The organism is Cellulomonas sp. P1_G12_2 (assembly GCF_056405535.1).
Map to the genome: position 1 here is coordinate 1,168,674 of NZ_JBFUBX010000001.1, position 24,361 is coordinate 1,193,034.

General features: G+C 72.1%; 22 protein-coding genes. 9 read left to right on the forward strand and 13 right to left on the reverse strand.

Annotated elements, in window-relative coordinates; translation table 11 throughout:
• Positions 1-13: 13 nt before the first annotated feature.
• Positions 14-940 carry an EamA family transporter gene (locus AC1DXT_RS05605; RefSeq protein WP_477060352.1) on the reverse strand — a complete coding sequence of 309 codons (927 nt, stop codon included), beginning with the start codon at positions 938-940 and terminating at the stop codon, positions 14-16.
• A 40-nt stretch (positions 941-980) separates the two neighbouring features.
• On the opposite strand from AC1DXT_RS05605, the gene AC1DXT_RS05610 reads away from it, so the two are divergent.
• A complete protein-coding gene (locus AC1DXT_RS05610) occupies positions 981-1,487 on the forward strand; it encodes a MarR family winged helix-turn-helix transcriptional regulator (protein ID WP_477060353.1) in 507 nt (168 codons plus the stop codon).
• On the opposite strand, the gene AC1DXT_RS05615 is transcribed toward AC1DXT_RS05610, so the two are convergent.
• The 6 genes from AC1DXT_RS05615 to AC1DXT_RS05640 form a co-directional block, all read right to left on the reverse strand.
• Positions 1,484-1,861 (reverse strand): hypothetical protein, encoded by a 378-nt coding sequence (locus AC1DXT_RS05615; protein WP_477060354.1) that lies wholly within the window; start codon positions 1,859-1,861, stop codon positions 1,484-1,486. The two genes, AC1DXT_RS05610 and AC1DXT_RS05615, sit on opposite strands and share 4 nt — an antisense overlap.
• 119 nt (positions 1,862-1,980) lie before the next feature.
• Positions 1,981-2,547 (reverse strand): GNAT family N-acetyltransferase, encoded by a 567-nt coding sequence (locus AC1DXT_RS05620; RefSeq protein WP_477060355.1) that lies wholly within the window; start codon positions 2,545-2,547, stop codon positions 1,981-1,983.
• A 41-nt stretch (positions 2,548-2,588) separates the two neighbouring features.
• Positions 2,589-3,275 (reverse strand): methionine ABC transporter permease, encoded by a 687-nt coding sequence (locus tag AC1DXT_RS05625; protein ID WP_477060356.1) that lies wholly within the window; start codon positions 3,273-3,275, stop codon positions 2,589-2,591.
• Positions 3,275-4,294: a methionine ABC transporter ATP-binding protein gene (locus AC1DXT_RS05630; protein ID WP_477060357.1), complete on the reverse strand. Its 1,020-nt coding sequence runs from the start codon at positions 4,292-4,294 to the stop codon at positions 3,275-3,277. Before AC1DXT_RS05630 ends, AC1DXT_RS05625 begins: the two co-directional genes overlap by 1 nt.
• Before the next feature lie 66 nt (positions 4,295-4,360).
• Positions 4,361-5,317, reverse strand: coding sequence for a MetQ/NlpA family ABC transporter substrate-binding protein (locus AC1DXT_RS05635; protein ID WP_477060358.1), 957 nt, complete (start codon positions 5,315-5,317; stop codon positions 4,361-4,363).
• Between the two features lie 422 nt (positions 5,318-5,739).
• The gene (locus AC1DXT_RS05640; RefSeq protein WP_477060359.1) at positions 5,740-5,970 is read right to left on the reverse strand and encodes a LuxR C-terminal-related transcriptional regulator; all 231 of its coding nucleotides are present in this window, start codon (positions 5,968-5,970) and stop codon (positions 5,740-5,742) included.
• Positions 5,971-6,234: 264 nt separating this feature from the next.
• On the opposite strand from AC1DXT_RS05640, the gene AC1DXT_RS05645 reads away from it, so the two are divergent.
• Together AC1DXT_RS05645 and AC1DXT_RS05650 are read left to right on the forward strand one after the other, a co-directional pair.
• A complete protein-coding gene (locus AC1DXT_RS05645) occupies positions 6,235-6,969 on the forward strand; it encodes an aldo/keto reductase (RefSeq protein ID WP_477060360.1) in 735 nt (244 codons plus the stop codon).
• 3 nt (positions 6,970-6,972) lie between these two features.
• Positions 6,973-7,206 carry a hypothetical protein gene (locus AC1DXT_RS05650; protein WP_477060361.1) on the forward strand — a complete coding sequence of 78 codons (234 nt, stop codon included), beginning with the start codon at positions 6,973-6,975 and terminating at the stop codon, positions 7,204-7,206.
• Here the strand turns inward: AC1DXT_RS05650 and AC1DXT_RS05655 are convergent.
• Positions 7,154-9,907 (reverse strand): cation-translocating P-type ATPase, encoded by a 2,754-nt coding sequence (locus AC1DXT_RS05655; protein ID WP_477060362.1) that lies wholly within the window; start codon positions 9,905-9,907, stop codon positions 7,154-7,156. The genes AC1DXT_RS05650 and AC1DXT_RS05655 overlap by 53 nt on opposite strands.
• Before the next feature lie 139 nt (positions 9,908-10,046).
• Here AC1DXT_RS05655 and AC1DXT_RS05660 point away from each other — a divergent pair, with 139 nt between their 5' ends.
• Positions 10,047-10,547, forward strand: coding sequence for a flavodoxin domain-containing protein (locus AC1DXT_RS05660; protein ID WP_477060363.1), 501 nt, complete (start codon positions 10,047-10,049; stop codon positions 10,545-10,547).
• 6 nt (positions 10,548-10,553) lie between these two features.
• On the opposite strand, the gene AC1DXT_RS05665 is transcribed toward AC1DXT_RS05660, so the two are convergent.
• The 5 genes from AC1DXT_RS05665 to AC1DXT_RS05685 form a co-directional block, all read right to left on the reverse strand.
• Complete coding sequence (locus tag AC1DXT_RS05665; protein WP_477060364.1) at positions 10,554-12,065, reverse strand: outer membrane protein assembly factor BamB family protein; 1,512 nt, start codon at positions 12,063-12,065, stop codon at positions 10,554-10,556.
• Between the two features lie 52 nt (positions 12,066-12,117).
• Positions 12,118-13,767 (reverse strand): ABC transporter permease, encoded by a 1,650-nt coding sequence (locus tag AC1DXT_RS05670; protein WP_477060365.1) that lies wholly within the window; start codon positions 13,765-13,767, stop codon positions 12,118-12,120.
• Positions 13,764-14,687: an ABC transporter ATP-binding protein gene (locus AC1DXT_RS05675; protein WP_477060366.1), complete on the reverse strand. Its 924-nt coding sequence runs from the start codon at positions 14,685-14,687 to the stop codon at positions 13,764-13,766. The genes AC1DXT_RS05670 and AC1DXT_RS05675 overlap by 4 nt, the downstream gene beginning before the upstream one ends.
• 43 nt (positions 14,688-14,730) lie before the next feature.
• Positions 14,731-15,423 carry a TetR/AcrR family transcriptional regulator gene (locus AC1DXT_RS05680; protein ID WP_477060367.1) on the reverse strand — a complete coding sequence of 231 codons (693 nt, stop codon included), beginning with the start codon at positions 15,421-15,423 and terminating at the stop codon, positions 14,731-14,733.
• A gap of 101 nt (positions 15,424-15,524) precedes the next feature.
• A complete protein-coding gene (locus AC1DXT_RS05685; RefSeq protein WP_477060368.1) occupies positions 15,525-16,307 on the reverse strand; it encodes a DUF4118 domain-containing protein in 783 nt (260 codons plus the stop codon).
• Positions 16,308-16,748: 441 nt separating this feature from the next.
• On the opposite strand from AC1DXT_RS05685, the gene kdpA reads away from it, so the two are divergent.
• From kdpA to AC1DXT_RS05710, 5 genes are read left to right on the forward strand one after another with little or no spacing between them, the layout of a single operon-like run.
• Positions 16,749-18,413 carry a potassium-transporting ATPase subunit KdpA gene (gene kdpA / locus AC1DXT_RS05690; protein WP_477060369.1) on the forward strand — a complete coding sequence of 555 codons (1,665 nt, stop codon included), beginning with the start codon at positions 16,749-16,751 and terminating at the stop codon, positions 18,411-18,413.
• Positions 18,410-20,503, forward strand: a complete 2,094-nt coding sequence (gene kdpB, locus AC1DXT_RS05695; RefSeq protein ID WP_477060370.1) for a potassium-transporting ATPase subunit KdpB — start codon at positions 18,410-18,412, stop codon at positions 20,501-20,503. The genes kdpA and kdpB overlap by 4 nt, the downstream gene beginning before the upstream one ends.
• Positions 20,503-21,147: a potassium-transporting ATPase subunit KdpC gene (kdpC, locus tag AC1DXT_RS05700; RefSeq protein ID WP_477060371.1), complete on the forward strand. Its 645-nt coding sequence runs from the start codon at positions 20,503-20,505 to the stop codon at positions 21,145-21,147. Before kdpB ends, kdpC begins: the two co-directional genes overlap by 1 nt.
• Positions 21,144-23,666, forward strand: coding sequence for a DUF4118 domain-containing protein (locus AC1DXT_RS05705; protein WP_477060372.1), 2,523 nt, complete (start codon positions 21,144-21,146; stop codon positions 23,664-23,666). Before kdpC ends, AC1DXT_RS05705 begins: the two co-directional genes overlap by 4 nt.
• Positions 23,666-24,352 carry a response regulator gene (locus AC1DXT_RS05710; RefSeq protein WP_477060373.1) on the forward strand — a complete coding sequence of 229 codons (687 nt, stop codon included), beginning with the start codon at positions 23,666-23,668 and terminating at the stop codon, positions 24,350-24,352. The genes AC1DXT_RS05705 and AC1DXT_RS05710 overlap by 1 nt, the downstream gene beginning before the upstream one ends.
• The last annotated feature ends 9 nt before the right edge of the window (positions 24,353-24,361 follow it).

The following is a 24,361-nucleotide window of genomic DNA, read 5'->3' on the forward strand; positions in this document are numbered from 1 at the left end:
GACGGCTCGTGGTTCATCGCGACCCTACAAGCGGCGCCGCGGCGGGGCTCGCCCCCGCAGTCCCTCGGCCGCGGCGCCGGGCGACCAGCGCCCGCAGGGAGGGCTGACCGAGGAGCACCCCGACGAGCACCACCAGCACCCCCAGCACCTGCACCCCGGTGAGCCGCTCGCCCGCGTACAGCACCCCGAGCAGCACCCCCACGATCGGGTTGAGCAGGCCCAGGAGCCCGACCGTGCTGGCAGGAAGGTGCCGCAGCCCGGTGAACCAGGCGAGGTAGGCGACCGCCGTCGCGACGAACGAGACGTAGGCGAAGCCGAGCAGCGCGCGACCGTCGAGCGCGGGCGGTCCGCCCTCGACGGCCACGGCGAACGGCAGCAGCACGAGGCCGCCGGCGACCAGCTGCCAGGCGGTCGACGACACCACGTCGACGCCGGCGCTCCACCGGGTGGCCAGCACGAAGCCGAGGCTCGACATCAGCATCGCCGTCACCGAGGCGAGGACGCCCACGGCGCTCACCTCCGTGCCGCCCGGCAGGAGCATCGCCGCGACCCCGACGAGGCCCAGAGCGGCGCCGGCCAGGGCGACCAGCCGGGGTCGCTGGGCGAGCAGAGCCCAGGCGACGAGCATCATCGCCACCGGCGACGTGGCCATCACGGTCGACGCGACGCTCGTGGGCAGCGCCTGCGCCGCGACGTAGACGAGGGCGAAGAACGCGCCCATGTTCAGCGTGCCGAGCACCGCGGACCGCCACCACCACGATCCCTGAGGTGCTCGCCGCGAGACGACCAGGAGCAGGAGCCCGGCGGGCAGCGCGCGCAGCACCGACCCCCACAGCGGTGCGTCGAGGGGCAGGGCGTGGCGTGTCACGACGTACGTGGTGCCCCAGGCCACGGGTGCGATCGCGGTGAGGAGCGACCAGCGCCACCGATTATCTTCCATGGAAGACATAGTATCTTGCCTGGAAGGTAATGTCGTCCCCGTGACCGACCGACTCGACCTCATCCAGCAGGCGTGGGCGCGCGAGCGTCCTGACCTGGACGTCCGGCCGCAGGGCGTGATCGGCCGCCTGCACCGGGTGGCGGGCCACCTCACGGACGAGCTCGTCGCGGTGTACCGGGCGCACGGCCTGAGCGAGGGGGACTTCGACGTGCTCGCGACCCTGCGGCGCGCGGGTGCCCCCTACGAGCGGACCCCCGGGGACCTGGCGGAGAACACCCTCGTCACGTCCGGCGGCATGACGAAGCGGATCGACCGGCTCGAACGCGCGGGGTTCGTCACGCGGCGACCGAGCGAGCAGGACGGTCGCGGGCGCGTCGTCGCCCTGAGCCCGCGCGGGGTGGAGGTCATCGACGCGGCCTTCGCCGCCCACATGGCCAACGAGCGGCGCCTGCTCGACGCGCTCGAGCCCGAGGACGTCGTGCAGCTCGAGCGCGTGCTGCGGCGGTGGCTCGCGCGGTTCGAGGAACCGGCGCCGGACGGGCGCTAGCGGACCGCCTCCTCGTACACGCGCGGCACTCGAGATCGTCGGACGAGCGCGATCGTGCCGACCGCCAGGGGCGCGTTCACCAGCCCGGGCGCCCCCACCCAGAACGACTCCGTGAGCAGCGCGTACACGGCCCAGAGCGCGGCGTTGGCGAGCAGCAGGACCTGGGTGGGGACGGACACGCCGCCCAGGCCGTTCGGGTCGTGGCGGAAGCGCCACACGCGCACGGCCTGGGGCCACCAGAGGACGAGCGACACGGCCGACGCCAGGAAGCCGACCAGCTCGACGAACAGGCTCACGGGCACCCCCGCGGCCTGCTCGTCCCGCTCGTGGTCGTCGACACCGTGCGCTCCTCCGGTCCGTTCCTGCACACCCACGGTCGTGTGCAGAGGGGACCGTCCGCCTCGGGGGATACCCCCAGGACGCCGGACGGGAGGGTGAACCGGGATCAGGCGCACCCCCCGGGGGAGCCGCTGGCGCGGTCACCGCTCGGGGCTCACTCCCGCGCGAGCCACTCGTCGGCCAGCAGCGCGTACGCGTAGCCGTCCAGCCAGCCCCGGGTGCGGTGCAGCGAGTCCCGGACGCTGTGCTCCTCCTGACGTATCCCGAGCCGCTCCATGAGGCGCCACGACGGTGCGTTCTCCGCGAAGCAGTACGCCCGCACCCGGCGCAGCCCGAGGTCCTCGAAGCTGATCCGGAGCAGCTCGGCGACCGCCTCCGTGGCGTAGCCGTGCCCGCCGTGGTCGGGGTCGAGCACCCAGCCCAGGGTCGCCTGCTGCGGACGCTCGACGTCGCCCTGCGCCCAGGAGTCCTCGACCTGCAGCATCAGGTCGCCGACGACATGGCCGTCGAGCTCGATCACGAGCGTGACGGCGAGGCGGTCGGGGTCACGGAGCCGGGCGACGTACGCGTCCCGGTCGCCGACGTCGTGGCTGAGCCACTCGTCGACGCCAGGCCGCCGGCGGACCTGCCAGATGGCGTCGGCGTCGTCCGGCGTCGCCGGGCGCAGGCAGAGGCGTGCGGTGCGCACGGGCCAGGGGACGGCGCTGAGGTCCTGGGGCACGACGCCATCCTGGCCCGCGGCACCCACACGCGCTCAGGACGTCAGCGGCGCAGCACGCGTCGGGACAGCCGGTTGCCGATCGCCTGCGCCACCTGGACCAGCAGGATGATCACGAGCACGGTGATCCACACGACGGCGTAGTTCCACCGCTTGTAGCCGTAGTCCAGGGCGAACGCACCCAGCCCGCCACCGTCGAGCGTGCCGGCGAGCGCGGACATGTCCACGATGGCGACGAAGACGAAGGTGAACCCGAGGATCAGCGGACCGAGCGCCTCGGGGACCACCAGGGTGCTCACGATCCGCCACCGGCTCGCTCCGGTCGCGCGCGCCGCCTCGATGATGCCGGGGTCGATGGCGACGAGGTTCTGCTCGACGATCCGGGACACGCCGAACGTCGCCGCGAACGACAGCGGCACGATCATGGCGGTGCTGCCCAGGCGCGTGCCGATCAGGCCGACGGTCACGGGCGCGATCACCATGAGCAGGATGAGGAACGGGATCGGCCGGAAGATGTTCACCAGCAGGTTGGCCACCCCGAACACCGCTCGGTTGGCCAGCAGCCCGCCGCGTCGGGTGGTGTAGAGCGCGAGACCGAGACCGAGGCCGAGCAGCCCGCCGATGAGCAGCGTCGCCGAGACCATGTAGAGCGTCTCGCCGAGCGCCTGGACCAGCTTCGGGCCGTGGAACGACCAGTCGAACTCGTTGGCCGTCGGGAGCAGCGAGCGCATCAGGACGCCTCCTCGATCGTCGTGACCTCGCGCAGCCGTCCGACGACGGTCTCGACGGCCTCGTCGGGCCCGTCGAGCGCGAGGGTCAGCGAGCCGAACGACTGGTCCTGGAGGGTGCCGATGCCGCCGTAGATGATCTCGAACGTCACGCCCAGCGCACCGGCGGAGGCGAGGATCGCACCGAGCCGGCTGCCGTCCGCGATGGTGGCGGTGACGATCCGGCCCTCGTGCGTCTGGCGCAGGCGTTCCAGGTTGGCTCCCCGCGGCCGGTCGTGGACCACCGTGGACACGAAGCGCTGGGTGACCTCCGCCTGCGGCTGCGTGAAGATGTCGAACACCGTGCCGTGCTCCGCCACGCGGCCGTCCTCCAGCACCGCGACCCGGTCGGCGATCGCGCGGACCACCTCCAGCTCGTGCGTGATCACCACGATCGTGACGCCCAGCTCGGTGTTGACCTTGCGCAGGAGCCGCAGCACGTCCTGCGTGGTCTGCGGGTCGAGCGCGCTGGTGGACTCGTCGGCGAGCAGGATCCTGGGCGACGCCGCGAGCGCGCGGGCGATGCCGACGCGCTGCTTCTGACCGCCGGAGAGCTGGTCGGGGTAGGAGTGCGCCCGGTCCAGGAGGCCGACGAAGTCGAGCAGCTCCGCGATCCGGCGGTCGCGGTCCGCCTTGGGCCAGCCGGCGACCTTGAGCGGGAACGCCACGTTGCCGGCCACCGTGCGGGAGGAGAAGAGGTTGAACTGCTGGAAGATCATGCCGATGTCCCGGCGCTTGAGCTCCAGCTGGCGCTCGCTGAGCGTCGCCACGTCGGAACCGTCGACGATCAGCTGCCCGGACGTGACCCGCTCGAGGCCGTTGATGAGACGCACCAGCGTGCTCTTGCCGGCGCCGGAGTAGCCGATCACGCCGAAGACCTCGCCGGCCTCGATGGACAGGTCGACGCCGTCGACGGCGCGGATGGGTCCCGACGGGGACTCGAACACCTTGCTGACGTCGCGGAACTCGATGATGGGGGACACGCACTGCCTCTCAGAGGGTGCGCCCGGGCAGGGACGGTGCGGGGGTGTCCCTGCCCGGGCGGGGGATCAGCCTGCGGCCTTGAGGTTCACCTGGGTGTCCTTCAGGACCTGCTGCAGCTTCGCCGCGTCGTAGCCCTCGACGATCACCGCGGTGCCGCCGGAGGACTCGACGACGGAGTCGGCGACGGTGGCGTCGTGGTACAGCTCGACGATCCGCTGGTACACCGGGTTGTCGACGTCGTCCGGCCGGGCCGCGATGACGTTGATGTACGGCTGGGCCCCGGCAGAGGACGGGTCGTCCGCGTACACGTAGCCGTCGAGGTCGAAGCCGGCGTCGGAGGCGAAGTTGTTGTTCACGACGACGCCCGCGATGTCCGGGTCACTGATCAGGCCGGCGGTCTGCGAGGCCTCGACCGAGCGGACCACCACGGTCGACGCGGCGGTGTCGACGTCGTCCGGGGTCGGCACCTTGGGCTCGCCGGTGAACGTGATGAGCCCCGCGCTCTCGAGCACGAACAGTGCGCGCGCCTGGTTGGTGGCGTCGTTCGGGATCGCCACCTGCTCGCCCTTGGTGAACTCGCTGACCTCCTGGTGCTTCTCGGAGTACAGCGGCAGCGGCACGATCAGCGTCGAGCCGATCGGCTGCAGGTCGTCACCGGTGTTGTTGTTGTGGTCGGCCAGATACAGGATGTGCTGGAACGCGTTGAGGTCGATCTCGCCCTCGGTCAGCGCCGGGTTGGGCTGCGTGTACTCGGAGAAGCCGACGATCTCGAGGTCGATGTTCTCCTTGGCGGCGAGGTCCTTGAGGATCTCCCAGTGGGGCTGCGACACGTCGGTGGTGCCCAGCTTGACGACCGTGGCCGGGGTGGAGCCGCCCGAGGCGGCGGGCTCGTCGGACGAGCCGCGGGTGGCGAGGAAGACGATGGCGCCGACGATCACGAGGGCCACGACGACGATGCCGGCGATGAGCCCGGTGCGGTTGCCGCTGCTCTTCGGCGGGAGGACGGGGACGGACTCGGACATGGGTTCTCCTGGGTGCGGGCCGTCACGGCGACGGCCGGGGCTGCGTGGGGGGACGCCAGGCGCAGGTGATCGCGCGGGCGAGGGGAGCTACGGGTGTGCCCGGTGGGCACGGGGGGTTGTCAGCAGGTCAGTGCTGACAACAGGTCGGACAGGCACGCAGGCGCACGGCACACATGACGGCCGGCCCAGCGGGCTCGGCAGTCCGGGTGCGGGTCATGCGCGTGTCCATCGGTCGACCTCTCGTCGTGCGTCGGCTCGGAGCCGACGACCCCCCGGGCCTCGAACGGCCGGGGTGGGGGCGTCAGGACGCCCGGAGGCAGTGAAACCGACGCGCTCCGCGACTGTCAAATGTGTACCAGCGCAGGTGAGATTCCCGTCACACGGGTGGGAACTACGTCCCTGGCGGTGGGTCCTGCGGGGGCTCAGATACCGTGCGCCCGCGCCCAGGCCACGGCGTCAGCGCGCGTGGACACGCCCATCTTCCGGTACGCGCTGCGGAGCTGGGACTTCACCGTGTTCCGGGTGACCCACAGCCGCTCGGCGATGTCCTGCAGCGTGATGTCCTCGCTCAGGTGCGCCAGGACCACACGCTCACGGGTGGTCAGGGCGGCGACGCCCGTGATCGGCGTCGGTGCAAAATACTGACTCGTCACGGTCTACCTCCTGCGGCGACGATGCCCGCTGGGGGAGCGGTCCCGTCTGGCGTCGGTAAGTCTCTGCCCCCATGGTCCTATCGGCACGGGACCCCGTGCGGGTGAGAAATTACGGCGATCTGACCGAAGAACATGCATCGGCCCCGGTCAGCGCACGGGCGGGCCGGGCGAGCGGACGGCGGGGAGCGGCTCGCGCAGCGGTCCGGGGAGAGGGAGGGTGGGTAGCGTCGCCGACGACCGGGACGGACCTGACGAGGAGTGCGCATGGAGTACCGCCAGCTGGGGAAGACGGGTCTGACCGTCTCGGAGATCGGGTACGGCGCGTGGGGCATCGGTGCCTCGGCGTGGATCGGGGCGCAGGAGGACGAGTCGGTGGCGGCGCTGCACCGCGCCATCGAGCTGGGCGTCACCTTCATCGACACCGCGCGTGGCTACGGCGAGAGCGAGCGGATCGTCGGCGGCGTCCTGCGGGACCACCCGGACGTGCTCGTCGCCACGAAGGTCCCGCCGAAGAACGGCATCTGGCCGGCACCGGACGGCCTGCACCCGGACGAGACGTTCCCCGGCGACCACATCCGCGCGAGCCTCGAGACCAGCCTGGCTGCGTCGGGCCTGGAGGCGTTCGACGTCCTGCAGTTCCACGTCTGGAGCGACGAGTGGGTGGGCAGGGGCGACTGGCTGGAGACGATCGCCGACCTGCGCCAGGAGGGCAAGATCCGGTTATTCGGCGTCTCGATCAACGACTACCAGCCGGAGAACGCGCTCGAGCTCGTCCGCAGCGGCACGGTCGACACCGTCCAGGTGATCTACAACGCGTGGCACCAGCAGCCCGAGGAGCACCTGCTGCCCGCCTGCGCCGAGCACGGCGTCGGGGTCATCGTGCGCGTCGGGCTCGACGAGGGCGGGCTGACCGGGCGCATCACGGCGGACTCCACGTTCCCCGAGGGCGACTTCCGGAACAGGTACTTCGGCGGCGACCGGCCCGCACAGGTCCAGTAGCACGTGGAGGCGCTCGTCGCCGACCTGGGCGTCGGCACCGACGAGCTGCCCGACCTCGCCCTGCGCTACGTCCTCGACCAGCCCGCCGTGTCCACCGTGATCGCGGGCATGCGCACCGTGCGCAACGTGGAGCGGAACGCCGCGACCAGCGACGGCCGCAGGCTGACCGAGACCCAGCGCGACGTCATCCGGCGCCACCGGTGGGAGCGGAACTTCTACCAGGCCCCGGACGCGTAGCGCGCAGGACCGCCTTCGCGGCTTCGATCACCAGGAAGACCACCACGGCGATCCCCGCCGTCAGCGCCCAGCTGTGCGGCCCGATCGGGGTGGAGCCGAACCACGCGTTCATGAAGGGCGCGTAGGTGAACACGAGCTGCAGCCCGAGGAGGGCTCCGGCGGAGACCCACAGGCTGGGGTTGCCGGTGAGCACCCGCGTGGTGAAGGCGGACGTGCTGAGCAGGCGGCAGTTCAGCAGGAAGGCGAGCTGGCCCAGGGCGAGCATCATGACCGCGGACGTCTGCGCCTCGGCGTAGTCACCGGTCCGCGCGCGCTCGAGCAGGTAGACGACGAGCGTCGCGGCACCGAGGACCACCGAGGCGATCAGGACCACCGCGATGGCGCGCGAGGACAGCACCTGCTCGCTCGGCGACCGGGGCGGCCGCGCCATGATGCCGGGTTCCGCAGGCTCGCCCGCGAGCGTCAGCGAGAGCGTGATCGCGGTGGCCAGGTTGATCCAGAGGATCTGCACGGGCGACAGCGGCAGGGCCAGCCCGGCCAGCACGGCGACGAGGATCACCAGGGACTGCGCGCCGTTGGTGGGCAGCAGGAACACGACGGCCTTGCGGATGTTGTCGTAGATCCGCCGGCCCTCCTCGACCGCGCGCTCGATCGTCGCGAAGTTGTCGTCGGCCAGGACGATGTCGGCGGCCTCCTTGGTGGCCTCGGTGCCCTTGATCCCCATGGCGACGCCGACGTCCGCGCGGGTGATCGAGGGGGCGTCGTTGACGCCGTCGCCGGTCATCGCCACGACCTCACCGTGGAACTGCAGCGCGCGGACGATCCGGAGCTTGTGCTCGGGGGACGTCCGGGCGAAGACGTCGACGTCGCGCACGACCTCGCGCAGCTCGTCGTCGTCCATGCCCTGCAGGTCTGCGCCGGTCAGAGCCCGGACCATGCCGCGCTCGGGGGCGATGCCCAGCTCGCGGGCGATCGCCGTCGCGGTGCCCCGGTGGTCGCCGGTGATCATCTTCACGCGGATGCCCGCCGCGTGGGCCTCCGCGATCGCCGCGGTGGCCTCGGGGCGCGGCGGGTCGACGATGCCGACGACGCCGAGGAACGTGAGGCCCTCGTCGAGGTCGTCGAGGGCGATCTCGTGGACGCCGTCGGCCGGGCGGACGGTCGCGGCGAGCACGCGCAGGCCGAGGGCGGACAGGGCGTCGATCCGCTCGTCCCACGCCTCCCGGTCCAGCGGCCTGACGACGCCGTCGGGCGCGAGCTCGGTGCCGGACCGGTCGAGCAGGCGGTCCGGGGCGCCGACCGCGTGCACCACCCGGGAGCCGCCGGGCAGGTCGTCCAGGGTCGCCGCGAACTTGTGCGCGGAGTCGAACGGCACCGCGCCGACGCGCGCGGACCGGCGGACGTCCACCCCGGCCTTCGTCGCCAGCACGTCGAGGGCGCCCTCGGTGGGCTGACCGACCACGCGCCAGCCGTCCTCGGTCTGCTCGACGCGTGCGTCGTTGCACAGGCTGACCGCGAGCACCAGGGCGGCGAGGTCGCGGTGCACGTCGAGCGCCGCCGTCGTGCCCTCCGCGGTGGCGACACGGCCCACGGGGTCGTAGCCGGTGCCCTCCACGTCGTAGGCGCCGGCGGTGGTGACCACCGTGCGTGCGGTCATCTCGTTCTGGGTGAGCGTGCCGGTCTTGTCCGAGCAGATGGTCGTCGTCGACCCGAGCGTCTCGACGGCCTCCATCCGCCGGGTGATCGCGCGGTGGCGGGCCATCTGCTGCACGCCGAGCGCCAGCGTGATCGTCACCAGCGCGGGCAGGCCCTCGGGCACCGCGGCGACCGCGAACCCGATGGCCGCCGAGATCAGCTCGTCGACCCCCAGGCCGTGCACGAACCGGCCGACCAGCAGCATGACGACGGCGAGCACCCCGATCAGGACGGAGAGCTGCGTGCCCAGGTGCGCCAGCTGCCGGGCCAGCGGCGTGTCGATCGCGTCCTGCTCCGTGACCAGCGCGGAGATACGCCCGATCTCGGTACCGGACCCCGTCGCGACGACCACCCCCTCGCCGTTGCCGGCGGTCACGATCGTCCCGGAGAACAGCATCGACGTCCGGTCGCCGATGCCCGCGTCCGCCTCGTTGGCCTCGGCGGACTTGGTCGCCGCCACCGACTCCCCGGTCAGGGCGGACTCGTCGACCTGCAGCTGGGCCGAGGCGAGCAGGCGCACGTCGGCCGGCACGCGGTCCCCGCCGCGCACCCGGACGACGTCACCGACCACGAGGCTCGCGGCGTCGACCACCCCCCAGTCACCGTCGCGTCTCACTTGCGCGTCGAGCGACTGCATCCTGCGCAGACCCGCGAGCGCCGACGCCGCGCGCCCCTCCTGGACGAACCCGATCAGGCCGGTCGCGACGATCACCACGACGATCACGGCGAAGTCGACCCAGTCCTGGGTGAGGGCCTTGAGCACCGCCGCGCCGATCAGGATGTAGATCAGGACGTCGGCGTACTGGCTCAGCAGGCGCCTCCAGACCGACTGCTGCGGCGGTTCGGGCAGCTCGTTGCGGCCGTCCCGGGCGAGCCGTGCCTCCGCCTCGCGTCCGGTCAACCCGCCGGGTGAGCCGGCGACCCCTGCCAGCACCTCCTCCGGGGGGAGGGACCACGGTGCGGGCAGCACCTCGGCGCGTCGGTGGTCGGGCGCGGCGGTCGTCACGGGCTCATTCTTCCTGTGGTCCGCCGCTTCGTGGAGGCCACAGGCAAGGGACCTCCGGCCCTGCTGCGCGCGACGCGCCTGATCGACCATCGAGGAGGGCCGCGCAGGTGCGCGGGTCGCTCGCGGGTGGGAGGACAACATGACGCACGTGCTGGTTGCCTATGGGACGTCGAGGGGAGGCACCCAAGGCCTCGCGGAGCTGATCGGTGACGACCTGCGCAGCCGCGGCTACGACCCGGTCGTCCGGCCGGCCGCCGAGGTCACGGACCTCCAGGACGTCGACGCGGTCATCGTCGCGGGCGCCCTCTACGCGGGCCGCTGGAACAAGGACGCGCGGCGGCTCGTCAAGCGTCAGGCTGATCGCCTCTCCACGTTGCCCGTGTGGCTCGTCGCGACGGGCCCGCTCGACGGGTCGGCCGCGACGAGGCAGATCCCGCCGGTTCCCCACGTCAAGGATGCGGCGGCGAAGATCGGTGCACGCGGCGTCCAGACTTTCGGCGGCCGCCTCGAGCCCGACGCCACGGGCTTCCCGGCGAGCGCGATGGCCAAGACGCACGCCGGGGACTGGCGCGACGCCGAGCACGTCGCCCGCTGGGTCGACGAGGTCGACGGCGAGCTCAGGTCGGCGAGCTCCCGGTAGGGCGGCTCACCGGAGCAGGACGTAGGAGAAGTCGGCGCCGTCGGTCGTGGTGTCGCGCCCGATGAGCCGGCCGTTGACGGGCGAGACGTCGCCGACCCCCGCGGGGTAGGGCGCACGGAACACCTCCGTCCCGCTGGCCGGGTCGTACGCGACCAGGGTCGGCTGCTCGTCCGCGGACGTCGTCGGCTCCAGGGTGGCGAGCAGGTGTCGGCCGTCGGTCGAGATCGTGCTCGGCATCAGCGCGTCCTCGGGGGTCGTCGCCCACAGCTTCCGGCCGCTGACTCCGTCGAACGCGGCGACGAACCCGGTGGCCAGCACGAAGACGCGACCTCGCATGATCAGGACGCCGGACGCGCTGACCACGGTCTCGTTCGACCAGCGTCGCTCGCCCGTGTTCCTGTCCCACGCGTGCAGCTCGGTGTCGTAGCTCAGGAGCAGGTCAGGAACGGAGCCGTCGTCCACCGCGGTGTAGGCGACGTTGCCGTCGACGGTCACGTCGTGCGCGGGTTCGGCGTCGTCGGCGAGCAGGATCGTGCGCGGCTCGCCGTCGACCGCGGACTGCAGGTTCATCCTGCCGCGCTCGTCGGTGACGAACCCGAATCTGTCACCGATCGAGCCGGCCAGCTCGCGGACCACGGTGCCGTCGCCGGCGATCAGCGTCAGCGGCTGCTCCGGCGGTGCGTAGGCGAGCACGGCACCCACCCGGAACAGAGCGACGTTCGAGAGCGGGGTGCGCTCCGCGCCGTCGGGTGTCGGGCTCGAGCGCGACCAGCGTGAGTCGCCGGTGACGACGTCGTAGACGGTCAGAGTGGTGCCGGTCGCCGCGGTGGACGCGATCGCGACGGCGTCGTCCAGCACCGCGAACACGGCCGGTTCGTCACCCGCCTCCACGGGCCAGGTCGAGGCGATCGTGCCGTCTGCCGCGGACAGGACCATCACCCGCGTGGTCGTGGCCGGCACGCGCGCGAGGCCGTCGTTGTTGGCGTGGTCGATGACGAAGCCGCCGTCCGAGACGACGCAGACGATCGTGCCCGCAGCGCTCGGCTCCGTGCCGGGCGCGTTGTCGGGCACGCAGTAGCTGCCGGCGATGACGTCGTCGGCCGCGTGCTGGGCGAGCGCGGGGGACGGGCCCGCCAGCGCGGTGGTCCAGGTGGGTCCTTCGTCGCCGGCGGGTGCCCAGGTGAACGACTGCGACCCGTCCGCGGCACGTTCGAAGGAGCCGCCGCCGAAGCCGAACAGCTCCGCGGCGTCGTCGGAGGGCACGCGGCGCTCGATCTCGAGGTGCTCGTCGACCGGGGCGAGCACGCCGGGCACCGCGGCCAGTGCGGCGATCGCGGAGCGCTCACGGGCGGTGACGAACCACTGCACACAGGCCAGGGTGACGACGACGACCAGTGCGACGACGACCAGTGCGGTGCGCCGGCGCCGCCGCACCGGTGCGGCACCAGGATCGCCGCCGTCGCCCTCGTCGCCCTCGTCGAGGAGCTCCACCTCCTGGAGCTCGCCACGTCGCGCCATGGCCGGACACTACCGACCACGTCCGTCGGGGCAACGCGGCGGGTGCATCGCGTCACCCGGTCTGCACGTCGCGGCGGTTGAACCGGTCGACGCCCGTCCACACGAGCGCGGCCGCCACGGCGGTCATGATCACGACCGGCGTCCACGACATCGGCTCGAGCGGCAGGTAGGGCACCGCCGAGAACGGCAGCCCGTCGAGGAGCCACCGCGGCAGCCCGAACACGTCGCCGAGCATCGCCGCGAACCACATCGCCGCGAGCACGCCCCACGTCACGGGGATCGCCAGGCGGGGCAGCCAGCCGAACAGCGCGACGGCGATGCCGACGAGCACCATGACGGCGGGCCAGTACACCAGTGCGGCGCCGGCCATCGTCCCGGCCTCCGACGAGTCGCCGATCACCGAGCCGTAGACCGCACCGAGCAGCCCGCCGCCGACGAGCAGCAGCACCGCCGACCCGACGACGGGGATGAGCAGCCGCTGCAGCGCCCACCGGGTCCGGGAGAGCGAGCCGGCCAGCTGGGGCTCGATCAGCCCGCTCGCCTCCTCGGTGCGCAGGGACACGGCCTGCTGGGTGGCGAAGATCGCGGTGACCAGCGCGATCATCCCGGCGAGCAGGGCGAGCAGCGCCTGGACGCCCACGCCCCGCAGGAGGTCGTTCACCCCGCCGGCGGCGTCGTCCAGCAGCTCGGTCATCGCGTCGATCACCGAGCCGTAGAGCAGCCCCGCGAGCACCACCGCGATGGTCCACCCGATGATCGGACCGCGCTGGAGCCGCAGGCCGAGCCCGAGCGGCGACGCGAGGCGCGGGGGTGCATCGGCCGGGCCGGGGCGCTCGGCACGCAGGCCCGCGCCGTGGTCGCGCGTCGACTCGATCCTGGTCGCGACGGCGAGCAGCGCGACGGTGGCCAGCAGGAGCAGCCCGAACGGCCACCACCGGTTGCCGGCGTACGGCTCCATGTTCTGGCCCCACCCGATGGGTGAGGCCCACGTGAGCGCACCGTTGCCGAGGTCGCCGACCATCCGCAGGACGTAGAAGCCGATGATCACCGCGGACGCGAGGGCGTTGGCACCGCGGGAGGTCGACGCCACCTGGCCCGCGACCGCGCCCACGCCGAGCCCGAACAGGCCGACGCCGGTCACGGAGGCGCCGATGACGAACGACCCCGCGATCCCGGTTCCGTCGGGGTCGAGTCCGTTCGACGCGGAGACGAGGGCGATGCCGAGCCCGACCGCGACGCAGAGCAGGCCGATGACCAGCCACGACGCGGTGGAGTAGGCGTGCACGCCCAGCATCCGCGAGCGCAGCAGCTCGGTGCGTCCCACCTCTTCGTCGGCCCGGCCGTTCCTGGTCACCAGGAACGCGGCGCCGATCGCGAGCCCGAGGGCGATCGTCATCCAGCTCTTGGTCCACACCGCGCCGCCGAGGGTGTCCGCCGCGGCGGAGAGGCCCGTCAGGGCCTTGATGCCGGGCGTGTTGGAGAGGGCCGCGAAGTCGTCGAGCGACTGCTGGGTCGGGAACATCTCCGTGTAGTACGACGCCACGTAGGCGAACATGCCGACGAGCACGACGAACCACACCGCGAGCCGCACGCGGTTGCGGCGCACCACGAACCGCGCCATCGGACCGACGCCGGCGAGCGTCGCCGAGCTCGGACGGGGTGCGGTGGACGTGACCTCCGGCACCCGGACGGTGGCGGTCATCGCTCGCTCCCGGTGGCCAGCGCCGCGAGCTCGTCGCCGTAGTGGCGCAGGAACAGGGCCTCCAGCGACGGCGGGTTGGCCTCGAGCGAACGCGGGCTCAGGGCCGCCACCGCGGAGAGCACGGTCGGCAGCTCGGCGTCGTCGACCGCGAACGTCACGCGGCCGTCGACGACCAGGAGGTCGTGCACCCCCGGCAATGTCGCGAGGCCGTCGGCCCCGCGCTCGAGCACCGTGCTCACCTGGGTGCGCGTCAGGTGGCGGAGCTCGGCGATGGTGCCGGACTCGACCGTGACGCCCTCGCGGATGATCGTCACCCGGTCGGCGAGCTTCTCGACCTCGGAGAAGATGTGGCTGGACAGCAGGACGGAGCGTCCGGCGGCCTTCACCTCGCGGATCGACTCGGTGAACGCCGCCTCCATGAGCGGGTCGAGGCCGCTGGTCGGCTCGTCGAGGAGCAGCAGCTCTGCGTCGGAGGCCAGCGCCGCGACGAGCGCGACCTTCTGCCGGTTGCCCTTGGAGTACGTGCGGGCCTTCTTGGTCGGGTCGAGCTCGAACCGTTCGAGCATCGCCTTCTTGCGCTTCGGGTCCAGCGGGCCGGACAGCCGGCACAGGATGTCGATCGCCTCGCCGCCGGTGAGGTTCGGCCAGAGCGTGACGTCTCCCGGGACGTAGGCGACCCGCCGGTGCAGGGCGACCGCGTCGGCCCACGGGTCCCCACCGAGCAGGCTGGCTCGCCCGCCGTCCGCCTTCAGCAGGCCGAGCAGGATGCGGATCGTCGTGGTCTTCCCCGAGCCGTTGGGGCCGAGGAAGCCGGTCACCTGGCCGGTCGGGACCGCCAGGTCGAGGCCGCGCAGGGCGCGGACGGTTCCGAAGCTCTTCTCGAGACCCTCGACCTGGAGGGCCATCGCGGTGGTGGACATGCCTGGTTCCTTCGATTCCTTGCGTGGATGGGGGTGCAGTGCGTCACGCGCTGCGCTCGTCAGGGTCGGGCTCGGACTCCGACCGCGGCGGGTCCCCGATGTAGAGGAGGTAGTCGTCGAGCATCCGTCGGGTGGTGAGGAGGCCCTCGGAGAACAGCTCGAGCGTCGGGAGGATCTGGTCGCGCTGACCGTCCCGGGCCGACATCACGAACTCGTCCGGGGTGGCGCCGGGGGTCGTGAGGAACTGGATGAGCAGCGCGCCCATCGTCTGGTAGGTCAGGTAGCGCAGACGCGCCTCCTCGTCACGCGACGGGCGCACCAGGCCCGTCTCGACGCCCGCCCGCATGACCTCCCGGGCGCTGTCGATGAGGTGCTCGAGGAACTCCTGGGCGGGCTTGCCCCCGGCGTGGATGGCGCGGAGCAGGTAGACGACGAGCGGCGCGGCGGCGCTCGGCCCGGTGAGGTTCGCGAGCAGGTAGGCGCTGGGGTCGGCGAGGCTGTCGGTCTTCAGCGCCTGGTAGTGGCGCAGCACCTCGGCGTCGCACTCCGCACGCAGCGCGGCCTTGGAGCCGAAGTGGTGCGTGATCAGCCCGGGGGAGACGCCGGCCCGCTGAGCGATGGTGCGGAACGAGGCGTCGAAGCCCTCCTCGGCGAAGCACGAGATCGCCGCGTCGCGGATCCTGGCCCGCGCGGTGAGATCGGACGCCGGAGTGCTGCCCGGCGCGGCTATACGCACAACCAGAACGCTATACGCGTGACCAGTCGGGATCAAGGGGCCAGGTCGTCGCCCTCGGGGACGGCCTTCGGCTGGCGCGCTGAGCCTGCCCGGTCGCCTGACTACGCTCCGTCTGCACGATGGGCCTGCGCTCGGGTGCCAAGCGCGGAGCCGACCTGGTCCGCGAGCAGGACGACGACGCGGCGCTGCTCGACGGTCGGCCGCACCACCCGGGTCGACGCGGTGAGCGCGAACCGGCCCTGCAGGACGCCGCCGTGGCTGACGTCCAGCGCGATCACGTCGTCGGTCGGCAAGCCGTGCCGGTCGACGTCGAACTCGGCACCGCGCTGCGTGACCGAGCCGTCGTGGTTCAGCCGGGTCGTCGAGCGCCCCAGCGCCCCCCGGGCCTCGAAGCGGCAGTCGTCGATGTCGAGGATGGCCACGATCTGCTCCCGGACGCGGTTGATCAGAGCCTCCGGCGAGGCCTCGGACTGGGCGACGATGTCCGCGGTGCCGAAGACACCGTCGAGATAGCCCGCGCGCCTGCTCGCCCGGGCCTCCTGACGGCGGCCCCACAACGCGATCTCGCTGACGGCCACACCGACGATCAGCAGCAGAACCGTGGCCTGGATGTCGTCGCCGTTGGTGACCTTGAAGCTGCCGTAGGGCTCGGTGAGGAAGAAGTCGAACCACACGCCCGCCGACAGCGCGGCCACGATGCCGGCCGAACGCATCCCCGTGGCCGCGGCGGTGACGACCAGCAGCACCAGCACCAGTGCCGCCGTGGTGGAGGTCACCTGGTCCCGGAGTGCGTGCAGGGTCGCCGCGACGATCAGGGGTGCGGTGACCGCGTAGACGAGCACCACCTGTCGATGAGACCGGACGAACGACGGACTGTCCACCATCACTCCTGCTCCTGTGCGTGTCCCAGGAACGGCTGGGGAGGTCGAGGTCGACCGACGGTCCGTTCCAGGTGTCTCTCGAGCATGGCGGCGATGAAGCGATGTGCGCCGACAACGTTGCGCTAAGAGTTGCGGCGGTGCCGTCAAGATCCCGTCAAGGCCCCCGGCGACGCCCCGATCGGAGGGGTAGACCAGCGGATGCGGCCCGTGGTGCGGGTCGCCGGGTGGCAGCCACGGGCTTCCGCCCGTCCGCCGTCGAAGGTGCTGTGAGACCCATGGCCGATGTGGCCTTCCTCGCGTTGACCGTGGCGTTCTTCGCCGCAGTCGCGCTCCTCGCCCGCCGGGCAGACCGCTCATGAGCGGGTTCGACATCGCCGGCCTCGTGATCGCCGGCGCACTCCTGGTGTACCTGGTCGCCCAGCTGCTGCGCTCGGACAAGGTCCGATGAGCGCGACGTGGACCGCCGTCGGTCAGATCGGGATCGTCGTCCTGGTCCTGGCCGCCGCGCACAGGCCGCTCGGTGACTACATGTTCCGGGTGATGACCTCGACGAGACATCTCGCCGTCGAACGCGTGGGCTACCGGATCATGCGCGTGGACCCCGACGCGGAGCAGAAGTGGAGCACCTACCTGCTCTCCCTTCTCGGGTTCTCCCTCGCGTCCGTCCTGCTCCTGTTCGGGCTGGGGCGCCTGCAGGACCGCCTTCCGCTCGACATCGGCATGTCGCCGCTGGACCCGGCCGGCGCCTGGAACACGGCCGTCTCCTTCGTCACCAACACGAACTGGCAGTGGTACTCCGGTGAGGCCGCCATCGGGCACCTCATGCAGATGGCCGGGCTCGCCGTGCAGAACTTCCTGTCCGCGGCCGTCGGTGTGGCTGTCGTCGCGGCGCTGGCACGCGGGTTCGCACGGTCGGGCACCGACGGCCGGGTCGGCAACTTCTGGTCCGACCTCGTGCGAGTGACCGTCCGCGTCCTGCTGCCGCTCGCGTTCGTGGCGGCGATCGTCCTGGTGTCTGCAGGCGCCATCCAGAACCTGAGCGCGCACGTCGAGATCACGACTCTGGCCGGTGGAACGCAGTCGGTGCTCGGAGGACCGGTCGCCTCCCAGGAGGCCATCAAGGAGCTCGGGACCAACGGCGGCGGGTTCTTCAACGCCAACTCCGCCCACCCGTTCGAGAACCCGACCCCGTGGACCAACGCCCTCGAGGTCGTCCTCCTGCTGCTCATCCCGTTCAGCCTGCCCCGCACGTTCGGCCGGATCGTCGGCGACCGTCGACAGGGGTGGGCGATCCTGGCGGCGATGTCGACCTTGTGGGTTGCGGCCGTCGGCCTGCTCACGTGGGCCGAGATGGCCGGTCCCGGGCTGGTGCCTGCGGCGGCCGGGGGAGCGATGGAAGGCAAGGAGGTCCGCTTCGGCGAGGCCGCGTCCGCGCTCTTCGCCGCCTCGACGACCATGACCTCGACCGGTGCCGTGAACTCGATGCACGACTCGCTGACTGCCCAGGGAGGCGGTGTCGCCCTCGTGGGGATGCTGCTCGGTGAGGTCTCGCCGGGGGGCGTCGGCAGCGGCCTGTACGGGATGGTCGTGCTGATCATCGTCGCGGTGTTCCTCGCCGGCCTGATGGTCGGGCGGACTCCCGAGTACCTGGGCAAGAAGATCGGCCGCCAGGAGATCACCCTCGTCGCGCTGTACGTGCTGACGATGCCCGCGGTCGTCCTGATCGGCTCCGCCATCGCCATCACGACGCCGGCCGGGCTGGCCGGGCAGCTGCAGGGAGGTCCGCACGGGCTATCGGAGATCGTCTACGCCTTCGCTTCCGCCGGGAACAACAACGGCTCCGCGTTCGCGGGGCTGACCGTCGGCACGCCGTTCTACAACACGCTGCTGGGGCTGGCGATGCTGATCGGACGGTTCGTGCCGATCGCGCTCGTGCTGGCCCTGGCGGGCCGGTTCGCGAGCCAGCGGAGGGTGCCCGAGGGCGCCGGCACCCTGCCGACCCACACGCCGCTGTTCGTCGGCCTCCTGGTCACCGTGACCCTTGTGGTGGTCGGCCTCACCTTCGTTCCCGTCCTGTCCCTCGGTCCCGTCGTGGAGTCCCTGTCATGAGCACAACCACTCTCCAGGCGTCGCAGGTGAAGCCTCACAAGGTCGCTGCTGCACCGTCGACGCTCTCTCCTCGGCAGCTCCTCGCTGCGGTGCCCGGTGCCCTGCGAGGGCTCGACCCCCGCCGGCTGTGGGAGTCCCCGGTCATGTTCGTCGTCGAGGTCGGCGCTGCGTTCACCACCGTTCTCGCGGTCGCCGAGCCCAGCGCGTTCGCGTGGTCCATCGCCGTGTGGCTGTGGCTCACGGTCGTGTTCGCGACGCTCGCCGAGTCCGTGGCGGAAGGGCGCGGCAAGGCGCAGGCCGCGAGCCTGCGGGCCACGCAGCGGGAGACGACGGCCCGCAAGCTCGTGGGACACGACACCACCGAGGTGCCGTCGTCGTCGCTGCGGGTGGGTGACGTCGTGGTCGTCGTCGCAGGGGAGACCATCCCCGGTGACGGGGACGTGATCGAGGGCGTCGCCAGCGTCGACGAGTCCGCGATCACCGGGGAGTCCGCGCCGGTCATCCGCGAGTCGGGAGGTGACCGGTCCGCCGTGACCGGTGGCACGGTGGTCCTCTCGGACCGGATCGTCGTGCGCATCACGGCACCCGCGGGTCACACCTTCGTCGACCGGATGATCGCGCTGGTCGAGGGCTCAGAGCGGCAGAAGACGCCCAACGAGGTGGCCCTGAACGTCCTGCTCACCACCCTGACGATCATCTTCCTGCTCGCGGTGGTCACCCTGCAGCCGTTCGCCGTGTACTCGGGCGCCCGGCAGCCCCTCATCGTGCTGGTCGCACTCCTGGTCTGTCTGATCCCGACGACCATCGGCGCGCTGCTGTCGGCGATCGGCATCGCGGGCATGGACCGCCTGGTGCGCCGCAACGTGCTGGCGATGTCGGGACGGGCGGTCGAGGCTGCGGGTGACGTGGACGTGCTGCTGCTCGACAAGACCGGCACGATCACGCTCGGCAACCGCCAGGCGGCGGACCTGCTGCCGGCGCCGGGAGTCGACCCGGCGGCGCTCGCGGACGCCGCCCAGCTCTCGTCGATGGCCGACGAGACCCCCGAGGGCCGCTCGGTCCTGGTCCTGGTCAAGGAGCGGTTCGGGCTCCGAGAGCGGCCGGAGGGCGACCTCCTCGGCGCCGAGCTGGTTCCGTTCCAGGCGCGGACCCGGATGAGCGGCGTGGACCTCCCCGCGACCGGTGCCCGGCCCTCTCGGCAGGTCCGCAAGGGTGCCGCCGCGGCGGTGACGCACTGGGTCCGGTCGACGGGTGGCCACGCGGGCGCCGAGGTTGCTGCGACGGTCGACGCGATCTCCGCGTCGGGCGGCACACCCCTCGTCGTCGCAGAACAGCTCGGCACCGGGTCGGCGCGCGTCCTCGGCGTCATCCACCTCAAGGACGTCGTCAAGGAGGGCATGCGCGAGCGGTTCGACGCCCTGCGCGCCATGGGCATCCGCACCGTGATGGTCACGGGCGACAACCCGCTCACCGCGAAGGCCATCGGCGACGAGGCGGGCGTGGACGACGTGCTCGCCGAGGCCACGCCGGAGGACAAGCTCGCATTGATCCGGCGCGAGCAGGAGGGCGGTCGGCTCGTCGCGATGGCTGGTGACGGCACCAACGACGCACCTGCGCTAGCCCAGGCCGACGTCGGCGTCGCGATGAACACAGGGACGACCGCCGCGAAGGAGGCCGGCAACATGGTCGACCTCGACTCGAACCCCACCAAGCTGCTGGAGATCGTCGAGATCGGCAAGCAGCTCCTCATCACCCGCGGCGCCCTGACGACGTTCTCGGTGGCGAACGACGTCGCCAAGTACTTCGCGATCCTGCCCGCGATGTTCGTCGTCACGTTCCCGCAGCTCGGCGTGCTGAACGTCATGCACCTGAGCAGCCCGCAGTCGGCCATCCTCTCGGCCGTCGTCTTCAACGCGCTGATCATCGTGGCGCTGCTCCCGCTGGCGCTGCGCGGGGTGCGCTACACCCCGTCGTCGGCCACGGCGCTGCTGCGTCGCAACCTCCTGGTCTACGGGCTCGGCGGCGTCATCGCCCCGTTCGTCGGGATCAAGCTCATCGACCTGCTCGTCACTGCCCTGGGGATGTCCTGATGACCACCGCCACCCGCCCGCACTACTCGACCGGCTCCGACACCATCTCCTTCGCCCGTCAGACCTGGGCCGGGCTGCGGGTGCTGCTCGTGCTCACCGTCGTGCTCGGCTTCGCCTACCCCCTCGCGGTCACCGGCATCTCCCAGCTGCTGTTCCGCTGGCAGGCGAACGGATCGCTCGTGTCATCGACGGGGGAGCGCGTCACGTCGCCCGACGACGCGGTGGGCTCCCTGCTGATCGGGCAGGCCTTCGACGGCCCGGAGTGGTTCCACCCGCGGCCGTCGGCCGCCGGCGACGGCTACGACACCCTGGCGTCGGCCGGGTCGAACCTCGGCCCGCTCAACCCGGACCTCCTCGCGGCCGTCGAGGAACGACGGGAAGCCGTGGCAGCCGAGGAGTCCGTCGACCCGGTCGACGTGCCGGTCGACGCGCTCACGGCGTCCGCATCCGGGCTCGACCCGGACATCTCTGCGGAGTACGCGCAGCTCCAGGTCGCCCGCGTCGCACGTGAGCGAGGGCTGTCCCAGGACGACGTCCGGGCGGTGGTCGACGCCGCGACCGTCGGCCGTGACCTCGGTGTGCTCGGCGAGACCCGGGTGAACGTGCTCCGCCTGAACCTCGCACTGCAGACAATGGGCTCATGACTCGACCTGCCGACGGCGGCTCCGCTCCCCGACGGGGGCGGCTGACCGTCTACCTGGGTGCCGCCCCTGGCGTCGGCAAGACGTACGCGATGCTGGACGAGGCCCACCGCCGGCTGTCCCGTGGCACGGACGTGGTGGTCGGCCTCGTCGAGGACCACGGGCGGCTCGCGACGGCGGCGCTGCTCGACGGGCTCGAGGTCCTGCCGCGCCGGGTCCTGACCTACCGCGAGAGCGAGTTCACCGAGCTGGACGTCGACGCGGTCCTTGCGCGGGCGCCGCAGGTGGCGATGATCGACGAGCTCGCGCACACCAACGTTCCCGGCAGCGCGCACCCCAAGCGGTGGCAGGACGTGCACGACATCCTCGCGGCCGGCATCGACGTGGTCACGACGGTCAACGTGCAACACCTGGAGTCACTGAACGACGACGTCGAGGCCATCACCGGAGTGAGACAGCGGGAGACGGTGCCGGACCACGTCGTGCGCGATGCGGACCAGATCCAGCTGGTGGACCTCGCGCCGGAGGCCCTGCGCCGCCGGCTCGCGCACGGGAACGTCTACCGGGCCGAGCAGATCGATGCCTCGCTCACGCAGTACTTCCGCGTCGGCAACCTCACCGCGCTGCGCGAGCTGGCCTTGCTGTGGCTGGCGGACCGGGTCGACGACGCGCTGACCACCTACCGACGGGACCACCGGATCGAGTCGCCGTGGCCCGCCCGCGAGCGCGTCGTCGTGGCAGTCACCGGCGGACCGGAGGGGGACACCCTCCTGCGGCGCGGGGCGCGGATCGCTCAGCGCGCGGCCGGCTCGGAGCTCCTCGCCGTGCACGTGCTGGCCACCGACGGGCTGCCGAGCGCCCCGCCCGCCAGGATCGCCGAGCAGCGCAGGCTCGTCGAGTCCCTCGGCGGCACGTTCCACACGGTCGTCGGGGAGGACGTCCCGAGCGCCGTCGTCGACTTCGCGCGCGGGGTGAACGCCACGATGATCGTGGTGGGCGTGTCCCGGCGCAGCCGGTGGCGGGAGGCGGTCCGGGAGAGCAACGGCACCGAGGTCGCGCGCCTCGCCGGGATGATCGACGTGCACCTGGTGACCCACGAGCGTGCCCGCGCCGGAGGCCGACGGACGGGCCGCGGCTCCGCGCTGTCCGGCCCGCGCCGGACCGCCGGCTGGCTGGTCGCCCTGCTCGGTCCCGTCCTGCTCACGCTGCTGCTCTCGGCCATGGGCGACCTCGTGAGCCTTCCCACCGACCTCATGCTCTTCCTCGCGCTCACCGTGCTGGTCGCCCTCGTCGGCGGGCTCTGGCCGGCCATCGTCAGCGCGATCGTCGGCTTCCTGCTGCTCAACTGGTTCTTCACGCTCCCCACCGGGAGGCTCACCATCGCCGAACCCGAGAACGCGCTCGCCCTGGGGGTGTTCGTGCTGGTCGCCGCCGGTGTCGCTTCCGTGGTGGACCTCGCGGCCCGGCGGACGACCGAGGCGTTCCGGGCCCGCGCCGAGGCGTCCGCCCTGGCTGCCATCTCCCGGTCGGTCCTGTCGGGGGAGGACACCGCCGCCGCGCTGGTCGCCCGGCTGCGGGAGACGTTCACGCTCGAGGCGGTCTCGCTGCTCGCGAGGAGCGGCGCCGGGTGGGAGGTCCTGGCGACGGACGGCGTCGACCCCGCGCGCGACCCCGAGGCGGCTCAGGTGGTGCTCGTCGTCGACGACGAGCGGGTGCTCGCCCTGACGGGTCGCGTGCTGCCGGCGAGCGACCGACGGGTGCTGGAGGCGTTCGCCTCGCAGGTCGGGATCGTGCTGGAGCAGGAGCGCCTCCGGGCGCAGGCGGAGCAGGCACGGATCCTCGGCCAGGCCGACGCGACCCGCACGGCGCTGCTGGCCGCCGTCTCGCACGACCTCCGCACCCCGCTGGCGACCATCAGGGCGTCGGTCGACGGTCTGACGTCGACGGACCTCGACCTCGACGACGCCGACCGGGCGGCCCTGGTCGGGACCCTCGAGGAGTCCACCGCGCGCCTGGAGCGCCTCATCGACAACCTGCTCGACCTGTCCCGGTTGCAGACCGGTAGCGTCCGACCCGTGCTGCGGGCGACGAGTCTCGACGAGATCGTGCCCTTCGCGATCGAGGGCTACCCACCCGGCACGGTCGTGCTCGACGTACCGGACGACCTGCCGCTCGTGCACACCGACCCCGGGCTCCTGGAGCGCGTCGTCGCCAACCTCGTCTCCAACGCGGTGCGGCACGCGAAGACCGGCAGCCCGGTGGTGGTGGCGTCGGCCGTGGTCGGCAACGACGTCGTCGTCCGGGTGGTCGACGACGGCCCGGGCGTGCCCGACGACGTCAAGGAGCATATGTTCGCGGCTTTCCAGCGGTTGGGGGACACCACCGGGAACGGGCTGGGACTGGGGCTCGCGGTCGCCGACGGGCTCGCGACCGCCGTCGGAGCCGAGCTGAGCGTCGAGGACACCCCCGGCGGTGGTCTCACGATGCTCGTGACGGTTCCCCTCGCGGCGTCGGCAGCCTGATGGCCGGCAACAAGATCCTCGTGGTCGACGACGAGCCCGGGCTCGCGCACGCCCTGTCGATCACGCTGCGCGCCGCCGGCTGGGACGTGAGGACGGCGGGCGACGGAGCCTCGGCGATCTCGGCCGCGGCGTCGCACGCCCCCGACGTCGTGCTGCTCGACCTCGGCCTGCCGGACATGAGCGGGCTCGACGTCATCACGGCGATCCGCGGCTGGAGCCACGTGCCGATCGTGGTTCTCTCCGCCCGGCAGCACGGCGAGGACAAGGTCGACGCCCTCGACGCCGGGGCCGACGACTACGTCACCAAGCCGTTCGCCATGAACGAGCTCCTCGCCCGCCTGCGCGCCGCGGTCCGGCGGGCGTCCGTCCCCTCCGACACCGAGGACGCGGTCGTCACCGCGGGATCACTGACCGTCGACCTCGCGCGCCGGCGTGTTCTCCGGGACGGTGTCGAGGTGCGGTTGAGCCCCACCGAGTGGTCGATGCTCGAGGTCCTGGTCCGCAACCGCGGCCGGCTCGTGGGCCGCGTCCAGCTCCTCCAGGAGGTCTGGGGTCCGGGGTACTCCGACGAGACCCACTACCTGCGCGTGTACTCCGCACTGCTCCGCCGCAAGCTGGAGGAGGACCCGGCGCACCCGCGGCACATCATCACGCAGCCGGGCATGGGGTACATCTTCGAGACGTGACCGGCCATG